The organism is Companilactobacillus halodurans, from assembly GCF_009600995.1.
GTDB lineage: Bacteria > Bacillota > Bacilli > Lactobacillales > Lactobacillaceae > Companilactobacillus > Companilactobacillus halodurans.
Genome location: NZ_VDFO01000017.1, coordinates 35,193 through 54,872, shown reverse-complemented (window position 1 = coordinate 54,872; position 19,680 = coordinate 35,193). Strand labels below are relative to the sequence as shown.

Annotated in this window: 11 protein-coding genes and 2 pseudogenes; 6 read left to right on the top strand and 7 right to left on the bottom strand. The window is 36.5% G+C overall.

Annotated elements, in window-relative coordinates; all coding sequences use genetic code 11:
* Positions 1-591: 591 nt before the first annotated feature.
* Positions 592-1,173: a peptidylprolyl isomerase gene (locus FHL05_RS05810; protein ID WP_153385648.1), complete on the bottom strand. Its 582-nt coding sequence runs from the start codon at positions 1,171-1,173 to the stop codon at positions 592-594.
* A gap of 28 nt (positions 1,174-1,201) precedes the next feature.
* Positions 1,202-1,729, bottom strand: coding sequence for a GNAT family N-acetyltransferase (locus FHL05_RS05805; protein WP_153385647.1), 528 nt, complete (start codon positions 1,727-1,729; stop codon positions 1,202-1,204).
* A 195-nt stretch (positions 1,730-1,924) separates the two neighbouring features.
* Here FHL05_RS05805 and FHL05_RS05800 point away from each other — a divergent pair, with 195 nt between their 5' ends.
* The 5 genes from FHL05_RS05800 (at position 1,925) to FHL05_RS05780 (ending at position 9,380) form a co-directional block, all read left to right on the top strand.
* Positions 1,925-2,176, top strand: a complete 252-nt coding sequence (locus FHL05_RS05800; protein ID WP_153385646.1) for a hypothetical protein — start codon at positions 1,925-1,927, stop codon at positions 2,174-2,176.
* 381 nt (positions 2,177-2,557) lie between these two features.
* Positions 2,558-3,331: a mechanosensitive ion channel family protein gene (locus FHL05_RS05795; protein ID WP_238333979.1), complete on the top strand. Its 774-nt coding sequence runs from the start codon at positions 2,558-2,560 to the stop codon at positions 3,329-3,331.
* 129 nt (positions 3,332-3,460) lie between these two features.
* Positions 3,461-4,870: a C69 family dipeptidase gene (locus tag FHL05_RS05790; protein WP_153385644.1), complete on the top strand. Its 1,410-nt coding sequence runs from the start codon at positions 3,461-3,463 to the stop codon at positions 4,868-4,870.
* A gap of 152 nt (positions 4,871-5,022) precedes the next feature.
* Positions 5,023-6,213, top strand: coding sequence for an exonuclease SbcCD subunit D (locus tag FHL05_RS05785; protein WP_153385643.1), 1,191 nt, complete (start codon positions 5,023-5,025; stop codon positions 6,211-6,213).
* Positions 6,210-9,380 (top strand): AAA family ATPase, encoded by a 3,171-nt coding sequence (locus tag FHL05_RS05780; protein WP_153385642.1) that lies wholly within the window; start codon positions 6,210-6,212, stop codon positions 9,378-9,380. Before FHL05_RS05785 ends, FHL05_RS05780 begins: the two co-directional genes overlap by 4 nt.
* An 89-nt stretch (positions 9,381-9,469) precedes the next feature.
* On the opposite strand, the pseudogene carB reads toward FHL05_RS05780, so the two are convergent.
* The 5 genes and pseudogenes from carB to FHL05_RS05755 all read right to left on the bottom strand — a co-directional run bounded on the left by carB (position 9,470) and on the right by FHL05_RS05755 (position 18,704).
* Positions 9,470-12,646 (bottom strand): annotated as a pseudogene (gene carB / locus FHL05_RS05775) (carbamoyl-phosphate synthase large subunit).
* Positions 12,647-12,662: 16 nt separating this feature from the next.
* Entirely contained in the window at positions 12,663-13,721 is a 1,059-nt protein-coding gene (locus tag FHL05_RS05770) for a carbamoyl phosphate synthase small subunit (protein ID WP_153385641.1), read from the bottom strand.
* 476 nt (positions 13,722-14,197) lie between these two features.
* Positions 14,198-15,121 carry an HNH endonuclease gene (locus tag FHL05_RS05765; RefSeq protein WP_153385640.1) on the bottom strand — a complete coding sequence of 308 codons (924 nt, stop codon included), beginning with the start codon at positions 15,119-15,121 and terminating at the stop codon, positions 14,198-14,200.
* An 83-nt stretch (positions 15,122-15,204) separates the two neighbouring features.
* A pseudogene (locus FHL05_RS05760) lies at positions 15,205-16,987 on the bottom strand (ABC transporter ATP-binding protein).
* Entirely contained in the window at positions 16,980-18,704 is a 1,725-nt protein-coding gene (locus FHL05_RS05755; RefSeq protein WP_153385639.1) for an ABC transporter ATP-binding protein, read from the bottom strand. The pseudogene FHL05_RS05760 and the gene FHL05_RS05755 overlap by 8 nt, the downstream one beginning before the upstream one ends.
* 347 nt (positions 18,705-19,051) lie before the next feature.
* Between FHL05_RS05755 and FHL05_RS05750 the strand changes: the two genes are divergently transcribed.
* Entirely contained in the window at positions 19,052-19,666 is a 615-nt protein-coding gene (locus FHL05_RS05750; RefSeq protein WP_153522245.1) for a LysE/ArgO family amino acid transporter, read from the top strand.
* Positions 19,667-19,680: the final 14 nt, after the last annotated feature.

Below are 19,680 nucleotides of genomic sequence, written 5' to 3'. Positions count from 1 at the left end.
CCGACAAGTTAATGTCAAGAACTTTTTAAAATAATTTTTCTAACAAGATATCAACGAATTGATAAGATGTTAGGTGATGTCTAACAGACAACTTAATAATCATATCGAAGTTACAAGACCAAGTCAAGAACTTTTTTAAAATTATTTGAAGCGATAAACCTAAGAGATAAACTCGCAAAGCCTTGTCGCTATTGCCTCTGTCGTGACAACAGGTAATATATTACCTTTAAAGATACTCCGATGCAAGTGTTTTTTTACATTTTTTTCAAATTGATTAAATTAATTGAATTTTAAAGCTTTTACGACTCTTTGCTTCCTAAATGAATAGGAGAATTAACCTTACTAATTGAACTCGTTATATCTTTATTGGTTAATACTATAACACCAATTACCTTGCTTTAAAATACCCTTTATTAATTGTACATAATTTTACCAGCAAGAACATTACTCTAACGCTTCATATACCCTCCTAGCAAATTTTTAGCTTCATATATAAATATAAAAAAGCCAAGTCATCTGAGTTTCATCCCATCCCTCAGTTAACTTAGCTTTAAACTATCTACTATATAATTAACTACCTATTATCTATAACTAGGCAATTTCAACACTTTCCATAGTAATATCTTCTTTAGGTTTGTCATTGCCATCACGTTTAGCACGAGCAATCTCACGAACAACGTCCATTCCCTCAACAACTTGACCAAAGACAGTGTGTCTGTGATCTAACCAAGGAGTACCACCATTCTTGTATGCAGCAATGATTTCTTCTGGGTATCCAGTGCCAGCCATTTCTTTAATCATTCTCTTCGGCATATTTTGGTTTGAAACGATAAAGAATTGACTGCCATTAGTATTAGGGCCGGCATTAGCCATTGATAAAGCTCCATCCAAATTGAACAATTGGTCAGTGAATTCATCTTCAAAACTATCGCCATAAATACTTTCGCCACCCATACCAGTTCCAGTTGGGTCGCCACCTTGAATCATGAAGTCAGGGATAACACGATGGAAAATGATTCCATTGTAATAACCTTTTTGAGCCAACTCGATGAAATTCTTAACTGTCTTACGTACGAGTTCGTCGAATAATTGAATCTTGATAACTCCATGGTTAGTTTTGATAGTAGCCATGCTACCTGTCGCATTTTCTAAATCTAATTGTGGGTATGTCATTTTGTAGTTCCCTTCTATATAAGTAATCTTACTGTACCATATTTAGCTCGTATGCCAATCGTTTACCCTCAGAACCAGTCTTAACATAGATGATGCCACGATAATTAAACCCGAAGTAGGATACCAATTTTTGCATTCGTAAATTGAGCTCGTGTGTATCAATACGCATATGATAGATTTCTTGTGCGTAGGTATCACTGATTAAATTAGAAAAGAAAAATTTGCTGAGCTTCATTCCACGATATTTAGTTGAGAGTGCGATGCGGTGAATCGTTGCATACCTATCCTTATTATCGTCCCACTCTCCGTCATAAATCTTGGTGTAATGCGGATCTTTCTGCGTCATCAACGTTGCCGTACCAGCAATCTTACCGTCAACAACTAGAACGCGCACATAACCATGTCGTAAATCATTTAAAAGTATCTCTCTATTAGGAGTTCCATCTTGCCATTGAGTACTGCCATCAGCCTTTAAGAGTGCCTTAGCTGAATCAATTATTTCCATAATGGCATCTAAATCATCCATGACACCTTTTCTCATATAAATTAAAGCCATAAACAAACCCTCTTTATTATTATTACTATATAAGATACACCAAATCACTTATATATAAATACAACCTTTATAGAAGAAACAGGTTTCATTTCAAAAAAATCGACGATTAGTACAAGATACTTTAAAAGTACCTCATGATATGTTAATTTAAGAATCCATCAAGACCTGAGGAAGTTTCAAAAAGGAGATTTTTAATTGATAACAGAAAACATTCAAGACTACACATTAGGAAAAAATGAACCAACTTTAGACATTAATGTGACCGGAAAAAGTAAGATAGACTACTCGCATGACGACCTAAAAATTGCTGCCGCAATCAAATTGATCGAATCATGCGACAACCTAAACTTCACCCTAGCAACAGGCGAACACGAATTGTATAAAGAATTATCAGATAAATTGTATGTTGCAGTGGAAGATTTTGTACCGGGTAGTTATATGAAGTAGACAGAGAGCGCAACAAGGGCGCCCAGCTCCCGGAGCCTAAGACAATTTCACGAATTGCTCGCGTACTTTACGAGCAATTTGGGAAATAGCCTTAGGTGTAGGGAGTTGCCCTTGTGGAGCTCGTTTCCACTATGCAGCAGAAAACCAATGGTTATCTAAAAAAAATATACATTACACAAACCCAGAATCCAGCCCAAATCAGATTCCGGGCTTTTTTATTACCTTCACCAGAACCCTTCCAATACCAATCCCCCATTTATTTGTGATAATATAGTTTCAGCATATTTCACGAAAGGAACTAACACCTTGAACACATCCCTGAACCTAAATCCCAACGCCCTGATAAAAAAACTCTTTCTCAAAGTAGATTGGGAAGGCGTCTTGCAACACATCGCAACAGTTGCAATTCAATTGATCCTATTAACAATCGTCCTTTTATTGATTAACTGGATTGGTAAAAAAATCATCCGTCATATTTTCAAAACTAGTCTTCGCAGAACTAATAAAACGATTGCTCCGCAAAAATTAGATACGATTTATACTTTGATTCTCAACATTTTTAAATATGTCCTGATGTTCTTTTGGATTTACGCCGTCCTCTCAGCTTTAGGTATTCCTGTTGGAACATTAGTAGCTGGAGCGGGAATCTTCAGTTTGGCAATTGGTCTTGGTGCTCAAGGATTCGTTTCCGATATGGTCAATGGCTTCTTCATCCTTTTAGAACAGCAGATCAGCGTTGGCGATATGATAAAAATCAACAGTATCGAAGGTCAAGTTACATATGTTGGTATTAGAACGACCCAAGTTCGCAGTATCGATGGAACATTGAATTACATCCCCAACCGAAATATTACTATCGTTAGCAATAAGTCGCGCAATAGTATGCAAGCACTGATGGAAATTCCAATTTTTAATGATTCTCCTTTTGAAGAAATCACAAAAATCATCGGTGAAATCAACAAAAACATTGATATGGAAAAAATGCAGATTACTAAACGCCCTTACATCGTTGGATTTTCCAACCAAAATGACGGTACCTTAGTCTTGCAAGTCGCTGCTTATACTAAACCAGGTGCTCAATTCCATGTCAGAAATGTTTTGCTACAAAAATACTTATCAGCCATTAAAGAAAATAAAATTAATTTACCTAAATAGAAAACACAACTTTCGCTTAAAAACGAAGGCTGTGTTTTTTCTTCCTATAGTAGTCCCCCAACCCATTGGTTTAAGTCATCAAAGCAGTTATAATTAAGTTATTAGAATTCATATAAAGGAGCTATTACTATGGAAAAGCGAATCAAAGGTTCATGTACCTCAATTTTAGTCGGTAAAAAGGCTTCAATCGATGGTTCAACTATTATTTCAAGAAATGATGATGGTCACGAAGCTTTGGACCCACAACGTTTTGTCGTTGTTAATCCTGAAGACCAACCAAAAACTTATAAATCAGTTATCAGTAAAGTCAAAGTTGACTTGCCTGACAAGCCAATGCGCTACACTTCAATCCCTAACTCTATTTTGAGTAACGGAATTTGGCCTGCTGCTGGTATCAACAGTGAAAATGTCGCCATGTCAGCAACTGAAACTATTACGACGAACTCACGCGTTTTAGGTTTGGACCCATTTGTTGAAGGAGGACTTGGAGAAGAAGATCTCGTTACAGTTGTCCTCCCTTATATTCAAAGCGCCCGTGACGGTGTTAAACGTTTGGGAGCATTGCTTGAAGAATATGGAACATACGAACCAAACGGGATTGCATTTTCTGACAACAATGAAGTTTGGTGGTTAGAGACTATCGGTGGACACCACTGGGCAGCCGTTCGTATTCCTGACGATGCTTATGTCGTTGCACCTAATCGCATGAACATCGACAATTTCGATTTCGATTCAGATGACACGCTTTGTTCAGCTGATTTGAAGAAAATGATTGATAAGAACAACTTGAATCCAGATTTCAAGAAGTACAATTTGAGACATATCTTAGGTAGCGCATCAATCAAAGACACTGTTTATAACAATCCTCGTGCTTGGTATGGTCAAAAGTTCTTCAGTCCCGACGACACGACCGATAATCCAATGGAACAAGATTTGCCATTCATTTGTCACGCCAACCGCAAAATTTCCATTGAAGATGTTAAATTTGTTTTGAGCTCTCACTTTGAGAATACTAAGTACGACGTTTATGGAAATGGCACTGAAGCTGAAAAGAAACTCTTCAGACCAATTGGTATCAATAGAAATCACGACGTCCACATCTTGCAAATCAGAAATAACGTCCCAGCAGAAATTGCAGGTATCCACTGGCTTGCTTATGGCGCCAACACATTTAACACAGTTGTTCCATTCTATGCCAACGTTAAGGACACACCGGCTCAATATAAGAACGCTACTGGCAAATTCGATATGAATAATATGTACTGGTTAAGTTGTACGACTGCTTTACTTGGCGATACTGACTATGATTTGTACGTTGATATGAGAAATGACTACGAACTCGATGCTATGAGTGCTTATCGCAAGATTCAAAATGAAACTGACCGTGATCTCAAGAATCAAAAGAAAGTTAAGAAGTATTTGGAAGAAGCTAACGCAAAACTTGCTGACACTGCTTTTGAATTACAAACAAAACTACTCGGCGATATGGTAACTATGGGTTCTGAACATATGAAATTACGTTACAATTTAAATGATTAATCTAAATTTACTAAAAAAGGCGATAATTTATTTATCGTCTTTTTTTTATCGTTTTTGCGAACATACGTTCTAGATAAATGCTATACTCTTATTAAATCTTAGTTTCAGGATAATTCACTTTTGATACAATTAATTCAAATGGAGGCTTTGCGATGAAATTTTTACATACTGCCGATTGGCATATTGGACGAACATTAAATGGTTATTCACTCTTAGATGAACAAGAACATACTTTTAAACAAATTTTGCAGATTGCTAAAGATGAAAAAGTCGATGGCGTAGTGATTGCTGGAGACATTTATGATCGGGCCGTTCCTAATCCCGAAGCAGTTACAGCTTTAGATAAAATGTTACGGGAAATCAATTTAGAGAATAAAATTCCTATCTACGCAATCTCTGGAAATCATGATAGTGCCCAGCGCCTCAATTATGGTCGTGAATGGATGGAACACACTAGCTTCTTTTTGAACACGTTATTAAGTGAAGCTTTCAAGCCCATCGAAACAGCTGATGTTCAAATTTTCCTATTGCCATTCTTTGATCCCTTGGATGCACGAGTTTACTACAAGAACCACGGCATGGATGAAGATGAAGCCAAAAAAATCACTACTATTGGTACAGCGATGCAATTAGTAGTCAACGATATGGTGAAATTATTTGACCCAAACAAAAAGCATCTGTTAGTGACCCACTTTGCTGTCTCTGCTAATCAAAATGATGATTTAGAACTCACCAGCGAAACTACTTCGCAAGTTGGAGGTTTGGCAACTGTCACTTCTGACCAATTCAAGGACTTTGACTATGTGATGCTAGGCCACATCCACACTAGATTTGCTTCACCAAGCGATAACATTCGCTACTCTGGAAGCCCTGTAAAGTTCAACATCAAAGAGGCTCGTATTAAAAATAATGGCAAGGGCGTCGACATTGTCACCATCGATAAAACAGGTGTAAGTCATGAATTTAAGCCACTGACTCCAAAGACTGACTTAATCGTTTTGGAAGAGGATTGGCAAACTTTATGTAATCCCGATTTTTATAAGAAACAACCTATTAATAAGGCCTGGTTTGAAATTACGATTCAAAATTTTGACCGCAGCGAACACGTTCAAACTAATATCCGCTCTGAATTACAGAAGCGTTACGGAACAATCGTTGAATTAGACTACCAAGTTGATAAAAGCGATGCTGATTTACAAACTATGACGACTAATATTAATGAAATCAGCCCCGAAGAAACAGTTGACCAGTTTTTCCAAACGATTACTGGTAAAGAATTATCTAATTCACAAAAATCACTCGTTAGTACAATCTTCAATGAAGTAGAAAGGGAGAAAAAATGAAACCTATTTATTTAGATATTAATTATTTTGGACCTCACCAACATTCAGTTATCGACTTTAGAAAACTTGACGAATCACCTATTTTCCTAATCGGTGGCGATACTGGAGCTGGAAAATCAACTATTTTTGATGCCATGACTTATGCCCTTTTTAACACTACTACTAGATCTGACCGTGACGCTAAGGAAATGCGTAGTCAATTTGCTACTGAAAAAGACACTACCAAAGTTATTTTTTACTTTGAACAAAACGGCAAAATTTATAAAGTCGACCGCACGCCTGAACAATATTTAGCTAAAAAAGTTGGCACTGGCAATACTAAAAAGAAGCCGACTGCTCACCTAGCCGTCGTAGATGATGTTGGAACAGTTGAAAGTGAAAGTATCGCTAGTAAACCGGTTGATGTTGGTCATGCAATTCATGAAATTCTAAATCTTGGTGCTGAACAATTCAAAAAAATCATTCTGCTTCCTCAAAATGATTTTTCCCAATTTCTCAAATCAGATACAGCTGATAAAGAAGAAATTCTTAAAAAAATCTTTGGAACTCAACTATTCACTGATTTCACAGTCAAATTAAAGGAACACTACAAGCAAGCTAATAATAAAGCCACTGATTTCACGAATGAATTGAAATCACAAATTGAATCTCCTGTTTGGACTGAAGATGAACAAAACAATCTTCAACAACTTCCTAATGACCAGTTAACTGCTGCCCTATCCGAATACTTAAACAATCGTCAAAGTCTCTTAACTAATGCCAAAGCAGTTCAAGAAAAAACTAGCTCCGTCCGTAAAAAAGCTGAAGAAAATTACCACTCTGCTCAAAATATTCAAAATAATTTCGATGATTTAGCTCGATTAAAAAAAGAATATCAAACCAATGTTTCTGATCAAAAAAACACTATTGACGATAAGCAAAAGCATGTAATGGAATTGACTTGGGCTAAGCCACTTCAAGAAATAGTCCGAGATTTAGACAAAACTAAAGCCGATTTAAAGGACACTAAAAATAACCGAGTAAAAATTTCTGAACAACTAGATTCTGCTCAAGAAAAGCTCAAACAAGCTAAAGCTGAAATTGATACATTAAATAACAGGACAAACGAATTTGAAACTAAAAAACAGCAAGCTCAAGAATTAACAGTCTTGATTACCAAAGTTCAAGACATTGAAAGAATCAAACATGAAATCGATTCTTTAAACCCGCAATTAATCGAAGTCGAAAATACCGCTAATCAGAAATCTCAAGATTTAAATAACTTCAAAGAAAAAATTGCTACTAAAAATGAAGAACTGAAAAAATTTGACGGTCTGTCTGAAGCAAAAGACAAGTTAATCACCGCCCAAACTAACTTTACCGAAACTTTTTCTCCTCTTGAAAATGAAAGAAATAACTCAGCAGCTGAGGTTGCTAAACTGCAAAAGAAACTTGGCGAACTTCATAACGATTTAGACAACAAGTCGAATGCTTTAGAAAAAGCCAAAAAAGATTATCAAGAAAAGATTAAAACTAGACAGTCTTTGATGATTGCTCAACTAAGACAAGAATTAAAATCTGGTGAGCCCTGTGCTGTTTGTGGTTCAACTGATCATCCCTATGCAAAAAACACTGCCGTAGCTGATGAAAAAGAGTTGCGTAAATCCATGGATGCCGTAGATGACTCGCAAAAAACTTTTGCTGCAATTGATAATTCAGTTAAAAATATCCAACAAAATATCAAGGATGCTTCTGATGAATTCGATGAAAAACAAAAATCTGCTGTCAGTGCACAGATGAATTTATCTAACAAATATACTAAAGCCATTGCTGATTCAAAAATTGAATTACCTGAATCATTTGATTCAGCAGAAGTTAAAACTGTCTTCCAAAACAAAATAAAAGAAATAAACCAAAAAATCACCGAATCACAAGAATTAACTCAAGAAATCAAGCATTTAGAAAAAGAACAAGAAAATGCTCAAACTGCTTTTACCGACGCCAATTCTAAATTCGAAAAATTGAATTCGGCAATTGAAACACGTTCCAATGATTTAAAGCAAAGATTGCAAAATATTGGCGACACAAAATCTTCCAGTCAGGATTTGACCAATAAAAAAGATAAATTAAATAAAGACTATGAAGATTTCCAAAATGAGCTTAAATCGACTCAAGAAATAGTTAACAAGAATAACGTTATTTACAGCAACACCCAAACTAAATTAACTGATAATCAAGAACGACTTGATAAAGAAACTACCAATATCAAAACTTTAACTGAGAAATTAGATGAGAGCCTTAATTCAGATACTGCTAAAACTAATGATTTAACGATTTTAGAACAATGGATCAAGGAACTTAATCAAGATGAACTCGCTAATTTAAGAGAGGCCATTTCTAGTTACCAAAAAGAAAAGGAAATGCTGACAGAAAACATTCAAAAGATTGCCAAAAAACTGGAAAATGTTAAAAAGCCCGAATTGGACAAACTAGAGCAAGCTCTAAATAAAGCTCAAGCAGAATATGAAGCAGCTATCAAACAAGCTGAAAATGCCAGTCGTGATTTTGCAGATGCAGAAACTTGCTTTAAAAAGGTCAAAACAATCATGCAAAAGCAAGGCGATTTTGCTAAAAAGCTAGCCGCAATAACGAGTTTATATAATGTTGTAAATGGTCGCGATGGTAATGATAATAAATTGAAACTGGAAACTTATGTCGTTCAAAATTACCTCCAAAAAATTCTTGCTTATGCTAATGCCACTTTCTTAAACCGTCTATCGCACAACCGCTATTCCTTTGTCATTTCTGATAAGGCAGTTGATCATCAAAAAGATCATGGTTTGGATATCAACGTCTATGACCGTGAGACTGACGCTACTCGTTCATCTGACACTCTTTCTGGTGGCGAAACATTCATTGCAGCATTATCGATTGCTCTTTCATTAAGCGAAGTAGTTCAATCATCAGCTAATGGTGTTCAAATTGATGCTCTCTTTGTTGATGAAGGTTTCGGTTCTCTTGATGAAGAAACGCTTGATGAAGCAATGGCAGCCTTAGAAGATATTGGTAAGAATCGAATGGTCGGAGTCATCAGCCACATTGAATCTATGAAACAAAGTATCGGTCAACAATTACTTGTCAAAAAATTAGGTGATGGCAAGAGTAAAATCGAACTGATCAATAAGTAAACTTGAAAACTAAATACGCAAAAAAGCAACCTTTTCTAAAATTAGATTAGGTTGCTTTTCTTACGCAATTAAAGCCAATAAATATTTTTTTAAAGTGGAGTTACACTAATAAACCGTTTTTCTAAAACTTTTAAAATGGCATCTGCTGTATCAAGCGACGTATAAAGTGGCACTGAATTGAGTACGGCATTTTGACGAATAATATAGCCATCAGAATGCTGACTTCTGCTCTCGCCTAAAGTATTTATCAAAAGTTGAATCTTGTTGTGGCTCAAGTAATAGATAATGTCTTCTTTGGCGAGACCAACTTCTGGAATAACTTTAGCTTTGATGCCGCATTTTTCAAAGTAAGCTGCCGTTCCTTTAGTAGCAAGGATTTGGAAACCTACATGACTGAAACGTTGTGCTAAAGCACTAGCCTCTTTTTTGTCATTATCGTTGACGGTAATCAAAACATTTCCGGCATCTTTAATGTGTTGGTTCGTTGCTTCAAAGGCTTTATAGAGTGCCTCGGTGTAGTTCAGGCCTGAACCCATAACTTCACCAGTTGATTTCATTTCAGGACCTAAAGCGCTGTCGACATCATTCAATTTGTTAAAGGAGAATGTTGGAGCTTTCACATGAATCAAGCGAGATTCTGGTTCCAAGCCTGGTTCTAATCCTAAGGTATCAAAGTTGGCACCCAAGATTAATTTAGTTGCGATTCGAGCCATTTGAATGCTTGTAACTTTACTTAAGAAAGGCACTGTCCGACTAGCCCGAGGATTAACTTCAATCACGTAAGCTTGATTCTCGTGAATGACGAATTGAACATTCATAATCCCAATACAATGCAATTCCTTAGCTAAAAGTTTTGCATATTCAACAATCTGACTTTGCACTTCATCAGAAATATTTTGTGGTGGATAAACAGCCATTGAATCACCCGAATGCACGCCTGATCTTTCAACGTGTTCGATAATTCCTGGCAATAAAACATTTTTCCCATCACTCAAAGCATCGATTTCACATTCACGTCCCGTCAAATAAGTATCAATTAAGACTGGATGATTATTTGAAACATGGACAGCCTCATGCATGTACTTATCCAATTCTTCATCAGATCTGACAATTTCCATGGCCCGACCACCTAAAACATAACTAGGACGAATCAAAACTGGATAACCAATTTTATGGGCAACTTCTAGAGCGCCTTCTTGCGATGTAGCTGTGCCTCCAGCAGGTTGTGGAATTTGTAGCTTTTTGATGATTTGATCGAATAAATCACGGTCTTCAGCACGATTGATATCTTCAACTTGCGTACCAAGGATTTTGATGCCATTTTCTTTCAATGGTTCAGCCAAGTTAACTGAAGTTTGACCACCAAATTGAACAATAGCTCCGATTGGTTGTTCTAGGTCGCAAACATTCAAAACATCTTCTAATGTCAATGGTTCAAAATATAATTTATCAGCTACTGAATAATCAGTTGAAACAGTTTCTGGATTATTGTTGATTACGATTGCTTTATAACCCATTTGTTGAACAGCTCTAACGCAGTGAACAGTTGAATAATCAAATTCGATTCCTTGACCAATTCTGATTGGACCAGAACCTAAAATCAAAACTGATTTGTCAGACATCTTGGTCGATTCATTTTCTGTTTCATAAGTACTGTAAAAATAAGGTGTCTCCGCTGCAAACTCGCCAGCACAAGTATCAACTGTCTTATAAGTTGGTAAAATGTCGCTTTGAATACGGAAATGACGAATAATATCTTCATCTAGATTATTCAAACGGGCAATGGTTTTGTCTGAATAGCCTAATTGCTTAGCGCCAACAACGATTTCTTTATCTAGGGTGCCTCCAGTTAGGACTTTTTCATAATTGATAATATTCTTCAATTTAGCTAAGAAGTAAGGATTAATCTTTGTTAGCTGATTAATAGTTTCATAAGAAACATTCCTTCTCAACAATTCGGCAATATAGAACAATCGATCATCAGTTGGAGTCTGAACATATTCTTCCAATTCATCCAACGGTTTGTCAGATAATGAATCCATAATCAAATCTGATTGGTCGATTTCTAGTGACCGAACTGCTTTTTGGAAAGCTTCTTCAATATTGCGACCAAGGGCCATAACTTCCCCAGTTGCTTTCATCTGCGTTCCAATGGTTCTGTCGGCTTTAGAGAATTTATCAAACGGCCAGCGTGGGATTTTGCAGACGACATAGTCCAATGCTGGTTCAAATTGAGCAAAAGTCTTACCTGTTATAGGATTGACGATTTCATCAAGCGTTAGACCAACCGAAATTTTAGCCGCAATTTTAGCAATCGAATAACCAGTTGCTTTAGAAGCTAAAGCTGAAGAACGGCTGACACGAGGATTAACTTCAATAATGAAGTAATTGCTAGTCTTCGTATCGATAGCTAATTGCACATTACAGCCACCCTCAATTTTTAAAGCTCGAATAATTTTTAATGAGACATCACGCAATTTTTGGACTTCGGGATCTGTCAAAGTTTGAATTGGTGACACAACAATCGAATCACCTGTATGAATTCCTACGGGGTCAACATTTTCCATATGACAAACTGCCAAGGCATTGTCGGCACTATCTCGCATAACTTCAAATTCAATTTCCTTAAAGCCAGCAATACTTTGTTCAATCAATACTTCTGTCGATGGCGATGCTTTTAGACCACGTTCAACGATTTCTTCGAGTTCCTGATAATCATGAGCAACTCCTCCACCAGTTCCACCCATGGTAAAAGCAGGACGGATAATAACTGGAAAACCAATGCTATCTACGAATTTTTTAGCATCGGGATAATTGTGAGTCGATTTTGAGGCTGGCACTGGTTCGTGCAACTGCTTCATTAATTCTTTAAATTCTTCACGATCTTCAGCTTCATTGATGGTATCTAATTTTGTTCCAATGATTTCAATGTCTAACTGGTCCAAAATTCCCGCTTGTTTCAATTGAACGGCCATATTTAAACCTGTTTGACCACCTAATGTCGGAATAATGGCATCAGGATGTTCTTTAACTAAGACTTTTTCCACAAATTCCAACGTAATTGGCTCGATATAAACTTTATCAGCAATATGCTTGTCAGTCATAATCGTTGCAGGATTGGAATTGATTAAAACTGTTTCATAGCCTTCTTATTTTAATGCTAGGCAGGCTTGTGTTCCTGAGTAATCGAATTCGGCAGCTTGACCAATAATAATTGGACCAGAACCGATAATCATAATTTTTTTAAGATCTGTTCTTTTTGGCAATTTAATTCCCCTCCAATTATTTATTAATCATGTCCCAGAATTTATTAAATAAGAAATCAGCATCGTGTGGGCCCGGTTTTGCGTCTGGGTGAAATTGAACAGAGAAGGCTTGATATTTATTGTGTTCCACGCCCTCCACTGTTTGGTCATTCAATTCAATTTGAGTAATCTTCAAATCAGTTTGTTCAACCGATTTTTCATCCACAGCATAACCGTGATTTTGTGATGTAAAGTAAATTTGACCTGTCGCTAAATCCTTCACGGGATGATTGAAGCCACGGTGCCCAAATTTCATTTTGAAAGTTTTGGCACCATTAGCTAAACACAACAATTGGTGTCCCATGCAGATTCCAAAGACTGGATAACATTTTTCCAAAGCAACGATATTTGGCAAAACATCCATATGACGAGTTGGATCTCCAGGTCCATTGCTCAACATAATTCCATCTGGTTTCAAATTTTCAATCTCTTCTAAAGAAGTATTTCCGGGTACAACTGTAACTTTCAAGCACCGTTTAGTCAGTTCCGATACAATACTTTCTTTGTATCCAAAATCCAAGACTACGACATGCTTGCCGCTACCTGAAAAACTTTTTGGTGTGGGGTTAATGCTTTTTTGTAACTGGTTATCGTCTAATTTCCAAGTACTGATTTGATCTACTAGACCTGAATCTAAATCATCGACAATTGCGGCTTTTAAAGAGCCAGCTTTTCTTATTTTTAACGTTATTGCACGTGTATCAATTCGTCGGATACCGGGGACATTTTCTTGTTTCAAGAATTCATCGATTGTCATTTCACTTTGATAGTTTCCTGTGACATCGGTTATTTCTCGGGCTAATACGCCCTTTATAGTAGGCTTTTGTGATTCATTAAATTTTTCAGCAACACCGTAATTACCGATCATTGGGGTACAGAAGTTAATAATCTGTCCGTTATATGATTGATCGGTAATCGTTTCTTGATATCCGCTCATCCCTGTTGTAAAAACAAGTTCGCCGATTGTTTCTGTGTCGCTGCCAAAAGCCGTACCTTCAAAGTATGTTCCATCTTCAAAAACTAGGTATCTTTTCATGTTTGTCCTCCGAATTGATAAAATTTGGTACATAAAAAGGGATGCTTACCAGCATCCCTAAAGTTTTGTCTCTGACGATTGATTTAGACTGAACCTTTGGGACCTCACTGGATCCAATTAAAAATTCAAATATTAAAACTTTTACCAGTACGCGAAGCTTGGGAGAATCCTCTCCGTTTATCATTCGCTTTTGAGCCTCTCTGGACTTTCTTAAAAGTTATTGCTCTTATAATACAAACATCTCAGCACTTCGTCAATGGTAAAATTAGAATAATTTTAATATAAACAACTATTTTATTAAATTAATTTAAGTTGATTAATTATATAGTAATAAAAAAACTTTCTCTGCCAGCTGACAAAGAAAGTTTTTGTTTTAGAGATTACTCTCTATACTTGTTTACTTTCTAAGCCTCGCTGGACTTAATTAAAAGTTGTTGTACATATAATACAAAGCGTTCACTGATAAGTCAATAGCTCTATCTTTTAAAAATATGTTCGCGATGGTAGTTTAAATATTTCTTATTAGGAGAGTATTGCTTATTCATATATATTTTTCTATTTTTATATTTATTTAGTGTTTTATTGATTATTGGTTCAGCAGATGCCAAATTAGATAGCGTGATACGTCCATCATCAGTCAAGGTGAAATAGCCTTGAACAAAGGCTTTAGCTAATTTTTTTGTTAAACAAATACCATTTCGGGGGTCAAGTCGAATCTTAGGGTCATCTTCCCAAGGAACAATTCTTACAGCCACTAAATTGTCTTCATCAGTATCACCTGTCAAAGCAGATTTATAATGATAAATAAATTTTACTTTATCGGTAAAAAATTTATCAACAGCTCTTCGAGACGGAGTCCCTTTAACTTCATCGCCAATAAAATAAGCTTCTTTTCTTTCAGCTTGATAACATTTAACAGCAATCGATTCTTCAGCTAGAGACAAATTGCTTGTTTCTTTGGACATATCAAGTTGACGACTTAACAATCCGACAAAATCATCTTTCGTAATTTTAGTAATACCATTCATGTTGAAAAAATTGGACCACTTGCCTTTAAATTTTCGAAACTTCCAGTCAAAAGTACGAAGATTCTGCTTCATCAAGCGATGCGAAAACAAATATGGTTGTTCGATAGCAACGATGTCATTGCCACTTTGAGGATCTTTAGCAATAACGTCCCCAAATTTACCAGCACCATACAAGTAAAATTCATTACCCCATTCAGATCCACTGCCTGAACGACGATAAATTATCAAATCGTTTTTATGGAGCTGATTATTATTACGATTTTGATAACTGTAATACTTGAAATCAACATCATTGTGTTCAGCACTGGAACTAGAATCTATGATGAAATAATTCGTCTTTTTATCCATCAATTCTTTTTCAAATAAGTTCATCGTTACCTCCTCATAAAAATATTATCCCCTCAAATCAGAGATATAACAAAAATGACATTCAAAAGAGAATGTCATTTAATTATTTAATTTGTCACCATTTGATCACGATAAAGACCTGCGTAAAAACCATTTTCTGCTAACAAAGCTTCATGATTGCCTTGTTCAATAATTGATCCATCTTTTAAAACGACAATCTTGTCGGCATTTAAAATAGTCTTCAATCTGTGAGCAATAACGAAACTAGTCCGTCCTTGAATCACACGATCCATAGCTGCTTGAATATTAGCTTCCGTAACCGTATCGACGTTAGAGGTTGCCTCATCTAAAATCAACAACTGTGGATTAGTCAAAATCGTTCTAGCAATTGACATCAATTGTTTTTGGCCAGCTGAGAAAACACTTTGTTCATCTGACACCAGTGTTTCATAACCCTTTGGAAGACTGACAATGAAATCGTGAATGTTAGCTTGCTTAGCAGCATCAATCACACGTTCCATATTCGCAGTTGGGTCACCATAACGAATGTTATCAGCAATCGTACCTGAAAATAGTTGTGGATCTTGTAACACGATTCCGACATTTCTTCGTAATTCATCTAAAGAAAATTCTCGAACATCGGTTCCATCAATCGTGATTTTCCCACTGTCAACATCATAGAAGCGGTTCAAAAGATTCATGACCGTTGTTTTACCTGAGCCCGTTGGTCCAACTAAAGCTACCATCTCGCCCTTATGAACCGAAATCGAGACACCGTGCAAAATTTCTTTTCCTGGTAAATAACTGAAGTGAACATCCGAAATCTGAACTTCTTTTTTAATTCCTGGCAAAGTTTTTCCGGAAACCGGCTCAATTTCATCAGGCTGCTTCCTAACTTCATCCACTCGTCTGGCACCAGTAATTGCCAACTGAATCATTCCATAAAGACTCGTCAATGACATGATTGGTTGATAATATTGTTGCGCATAATTTACGAACACTACGACCAATGCTAAGGCAGCTCCAGTTGATAAGGTTCCATTTAGAGCAAACCAAGAACCAAAGAAAATAACGATTGCTGTATTTAGTAGCGACATCCCTTGCATCAATGGATTCAAAATTCCTGACCAAATCAAACCAGAAGTAGCTGATTTACGAACTTTTTGATTATGCTTTTTGAAACCAGCAATTGAATCTTTTTGAAGACCATTAGTGATAATCACCTTTTGAGCTGTAACTTGCTCATTGATATAACCGTTCAATTGTCCGACATCATCTTGTTGACGATTGACCGCTACGCTAGCTTTTTGCATCACGATTCCCGCAACTATCAAAGCGATGGGAGTTGTTCCCATTGTGACCCAGGCCATCGTGGTATTTTGGTCGAACATAACGATCAGTATTCCAATAAATTGGGCAATTGCCAAGAAAATATCAATTAATGCTTGATTCATAGCGTTAAAAATATTATCTAAATCAGAAGTATACCGAGCAAGAATATCGCCATTGCTGTGGGAATCAAAATAACGAACTTGCATCCGTTGCATCTTGCGAAATAACCCGACACGCATCGTACCTGTTGAGTAGGCGGTAATCCGAGCCAAAATCATACTAGCTATCAATAAAGTACTAGCATCGCCAAAGTATAAGCCAAGATAGATCCACAAAGTCTTATGGAATGTTCCTAAACTGGCATTTTGACGGGTTGCTTCATTAGTCCACTGCTGCAAATAGGTCGTCAATTCCGAAACCGCTCGGCCAAGATAAGTGGGGGGCAATAACGATACAAGCAGTCGAAATACCGATTAGAATGGCCGTCATAATGAATCCAAACCAATATTTTCTTAGGTAATGCCAATAATATTTTCCAGCATTTCTTAAATCACCCATGATTTACACCCTCCTTAGCCTTTTGCGTTTGATAAATTTGTTGATAGACCGCATTATTGGCGACTAACTCTTGGTGAGTACCATTGCCAACGATACGACCATCATCCAATACCAAAATTCGATCAGCACGCATAATTGACGAGATTTTTTCAGCAATCACAATTGTTGTCGTTTTGGTCAAATCTTTATCCAGCGCTTCTTGAACTAATTTTTCAGATTTCGCATCTAAGGCAGATGTCGCATCATCTAAAATTAGAATTTTGGGTTCAGCAATCACGCCACGTGTAATCGATAAACGCTGCTTTTGTCCGCCAGAGAAATTCGATGAACGTTCTTCGACCGGTGCATCGTAAGTCAATGGCAATCGTTCAATAAATTCTGAAGCTTGAGCGATTCCTGCTGCCCATTGCATTTGATTTGACGTGGCATCAGCTTTCACTTGCCGTAAATTGGCAGAGATGGTACCAGAAAACAAAGTCGATCGTTGCAATACATAAGCAACCGTCTCAAGTAAAGATTTTTCTGGAAGCTGCCGTACATCAGTATCACCAACTTTTACAGAACCTTCATCGGGGTCGTACAAACGAGCAATCATCTGTGCCAAAGTTGTTTTACCTGAACCAGTTGCCCCGACAACGCCAATCATTTCTCCGGCCTTCACTTTGAAATTAATATCTTTCAAAGTTGGCGCGTCATCTCCAGGGTAAGTGAAAGTAACATGGTCAAATTCAACATCGCCTTCCACAGGACCACGGTCGCCTTTTACATAAGTCATGCTTGGCTTGGCTTTTAAAACTTCGCCAATTCTGCCCAACGAGATATTAGCTCTTGAAGCAGCAATCATTAAGAAACCACCGTTGATTACGGCAAATAGAATTTGCATAACATATGAAATAAAACTTGTGATAGCAGCTAAATAGGTTGGATGCGTGGTCAAATTTTGTCCAACTAGATAAACTGATAAGACGACAGCAATATTGGCTGTCAGGAAATAAGCTGGCATTAAAATAGCAAAGTTGTAACCTATTTTTGCTGTAACACCAGTCAATCTATCAGAAGCTTTAGAAAATTTGGAAATCTCGTTTGGTTCTTGGACAAATGATTTAACAACACGAATCCCCATTAGATTTTCACGTGCTACCGTATTGACGTCATCGATATCTTCTTGCGTCTGCGTGAAATAATCGCTCATTTTTTGATATGAATACCAAGTAACAGCGAAAACAATTATCATCATTCCTACAAGAATCCACCATTGTTGTGGCATGGTGACCATTGCCAAAATAAATGCGCCTAAAAATAACAGTGGAATCCGACTAATTTGTTGAAATCCTGCCATCACAATTTGTTGAACTTGATTAATATCGTTAGTCATCCGCACTGCTAAGTTAGATGCAGAGAATTTTTCAACATCAGCATAAGCAAATGATTGCACTTGATTATATAAGTCGCTTCGCAAGTCCGTTGCTACGCCTAAAGCCAACCGAGCTGAATAAATCGTATTGATTATCCCCGCAATAATCCCAATCACAGCTAATCCAATCAAAAAGATGCCTTGTTGAAAAATGGTAGCTTTGTCACCTTTCAAAATTGCATTCATGACCACCTGCAATAAACGCGGTTGCCAAAGCGTTGCAAACACTAAAGCAACAATAGATATCAAAGCAATATAAACATCTTTGCGATAGCGCTTAAGATACGGCATTAATACTTTCATTAGAACCCCCTCTTGTTCTCATCCATCTAGTTAAAAAAAGACGCTAAGCAGCCAAGGCTGGATAGCATCTTATCCGGTCTGAAAATATCAAACCCTCCGATGAATAATTAAATTAATTTGAATTATTAAAAAAATATTACACTAGCTAAAATTTTAATTCAAGCGGATTCATTTCGTCAAATTTAAAAGCCTTATTGAGGGTTAAATTTTAGAAAACTAAAAGACCAATAATTATCTTTGAATTATTGATCTTTGACTTATAGTTTATTTAGCTCATCCACATTTAATCCTAATAACCGATATAATTAATATTGTGTGTTTACTTTGATTGATGAGGGAGATTAATCATGAACTTTTTCTTACAAGGACTAACAATGGGGATAGCCTATGATGCACCAATTGGCTTAGCAAATTTATTTGTCATAAACGCTGCTTTAACACAGTCTCGGAAAAAATCATTATTAACCGCTTTAATTATTATCTTTTTTGACGTCACGCTGGCTTTTGCCTGTTTTTTTGGAATTGGCGCTATTATGAAAAAGTTTGAATGGCTACAACTGATTATTTTATTGGTTGGCAGTTTAATCGTAATTTTCATGGGTATTAATTTGCTTAGATCACAAACTAACGATATCAGTAGTTCTCAAAATGAAATGACCATTTTTAAAACTATCTCCTCAGCTTTTGTGGTTATTTGGTTCAATCCACAGGCTATTATTGATGGTTCGATGATGCTTGGCGCCTTTCAAGTTACTCTGCCTAATTACAGTTATCCAATCTTTATCGCTGGAGTTGGGATTGCCTCTGCAGTTTGGTTTATTCTTTTAAGTTTTATTGTTTCTAAATTTAAAGATAAATTTAATGCAAAAGTTCTGCGAATTATTAATTTAATTTGTGGCGTGATTATTATTTTATATGGTGGAAAATTGTTGTTTAATTTTTTTGATTTGCTACTAGGGTAGACTTCTTGCGTAAT

Coding starts and splice junctions, on each gene's coding strand:
- FHL05_RS05810 (WP_153385648.1), bottom strand. CDS start 1,173: ATGACATACCCACAATTAGATTTAGAAAATGCGACAGGTAGCATGGCT.
- FHL05_RS05805 (WP_153385647.1), bottom strand. CDS start 1,729: ATGGCTTTAATTTATATGAGAAAAGGTGTCATGGATGATTTAGATGCC.
- FHL05_RS05790 (WP_153385644.1), top strand. CDS start 3,461: ATGGAAAAGCGAATCAAAGGTTCATGTACCTCAATTTTAGTCGGTAAA.
- FHL05_RS05785 (WP_153385643.1), top strand. CDS start 5,023: ATGAAATTTTTACATACTGCCGATTGGCATATTGGACGAACATTAAAT.
- FHL05_RS05780 (WP_153385642.1), top strand. CDS start 6,210: ATGAAACCTATTTATTTAGATATTAATTATTTTGGACCTCACCAACAT.
- FHL05_RS05770 (WP_153385641.1), bottom strand. CDS start 13,721: ATGAAAAGATACCTAGTTTTTGAAGATGGAACATACTTTGAAGGTACG.
- FHL05_RS05765 (WP_153385640.1), bottom strand. CDS start 15,121: ATGAACTTATTTGAAAAAGAATTGATGGATAAAAAGACGAATTATTTC.
- FHL05_RS05755 (WP_153385639.1), bottom strand. CDS start 18,704: ATGAAAGTATTAATGCCGTATCTTAAGCGCTATCGCAAAGATGTTTAT.
- FHL05_RS05750 (WP_153522245.1), top strand. CDS start 19,052: ATGAACTTTTTCTTACAAGGACTAACAATGGGGATAGCCTATGATGCA.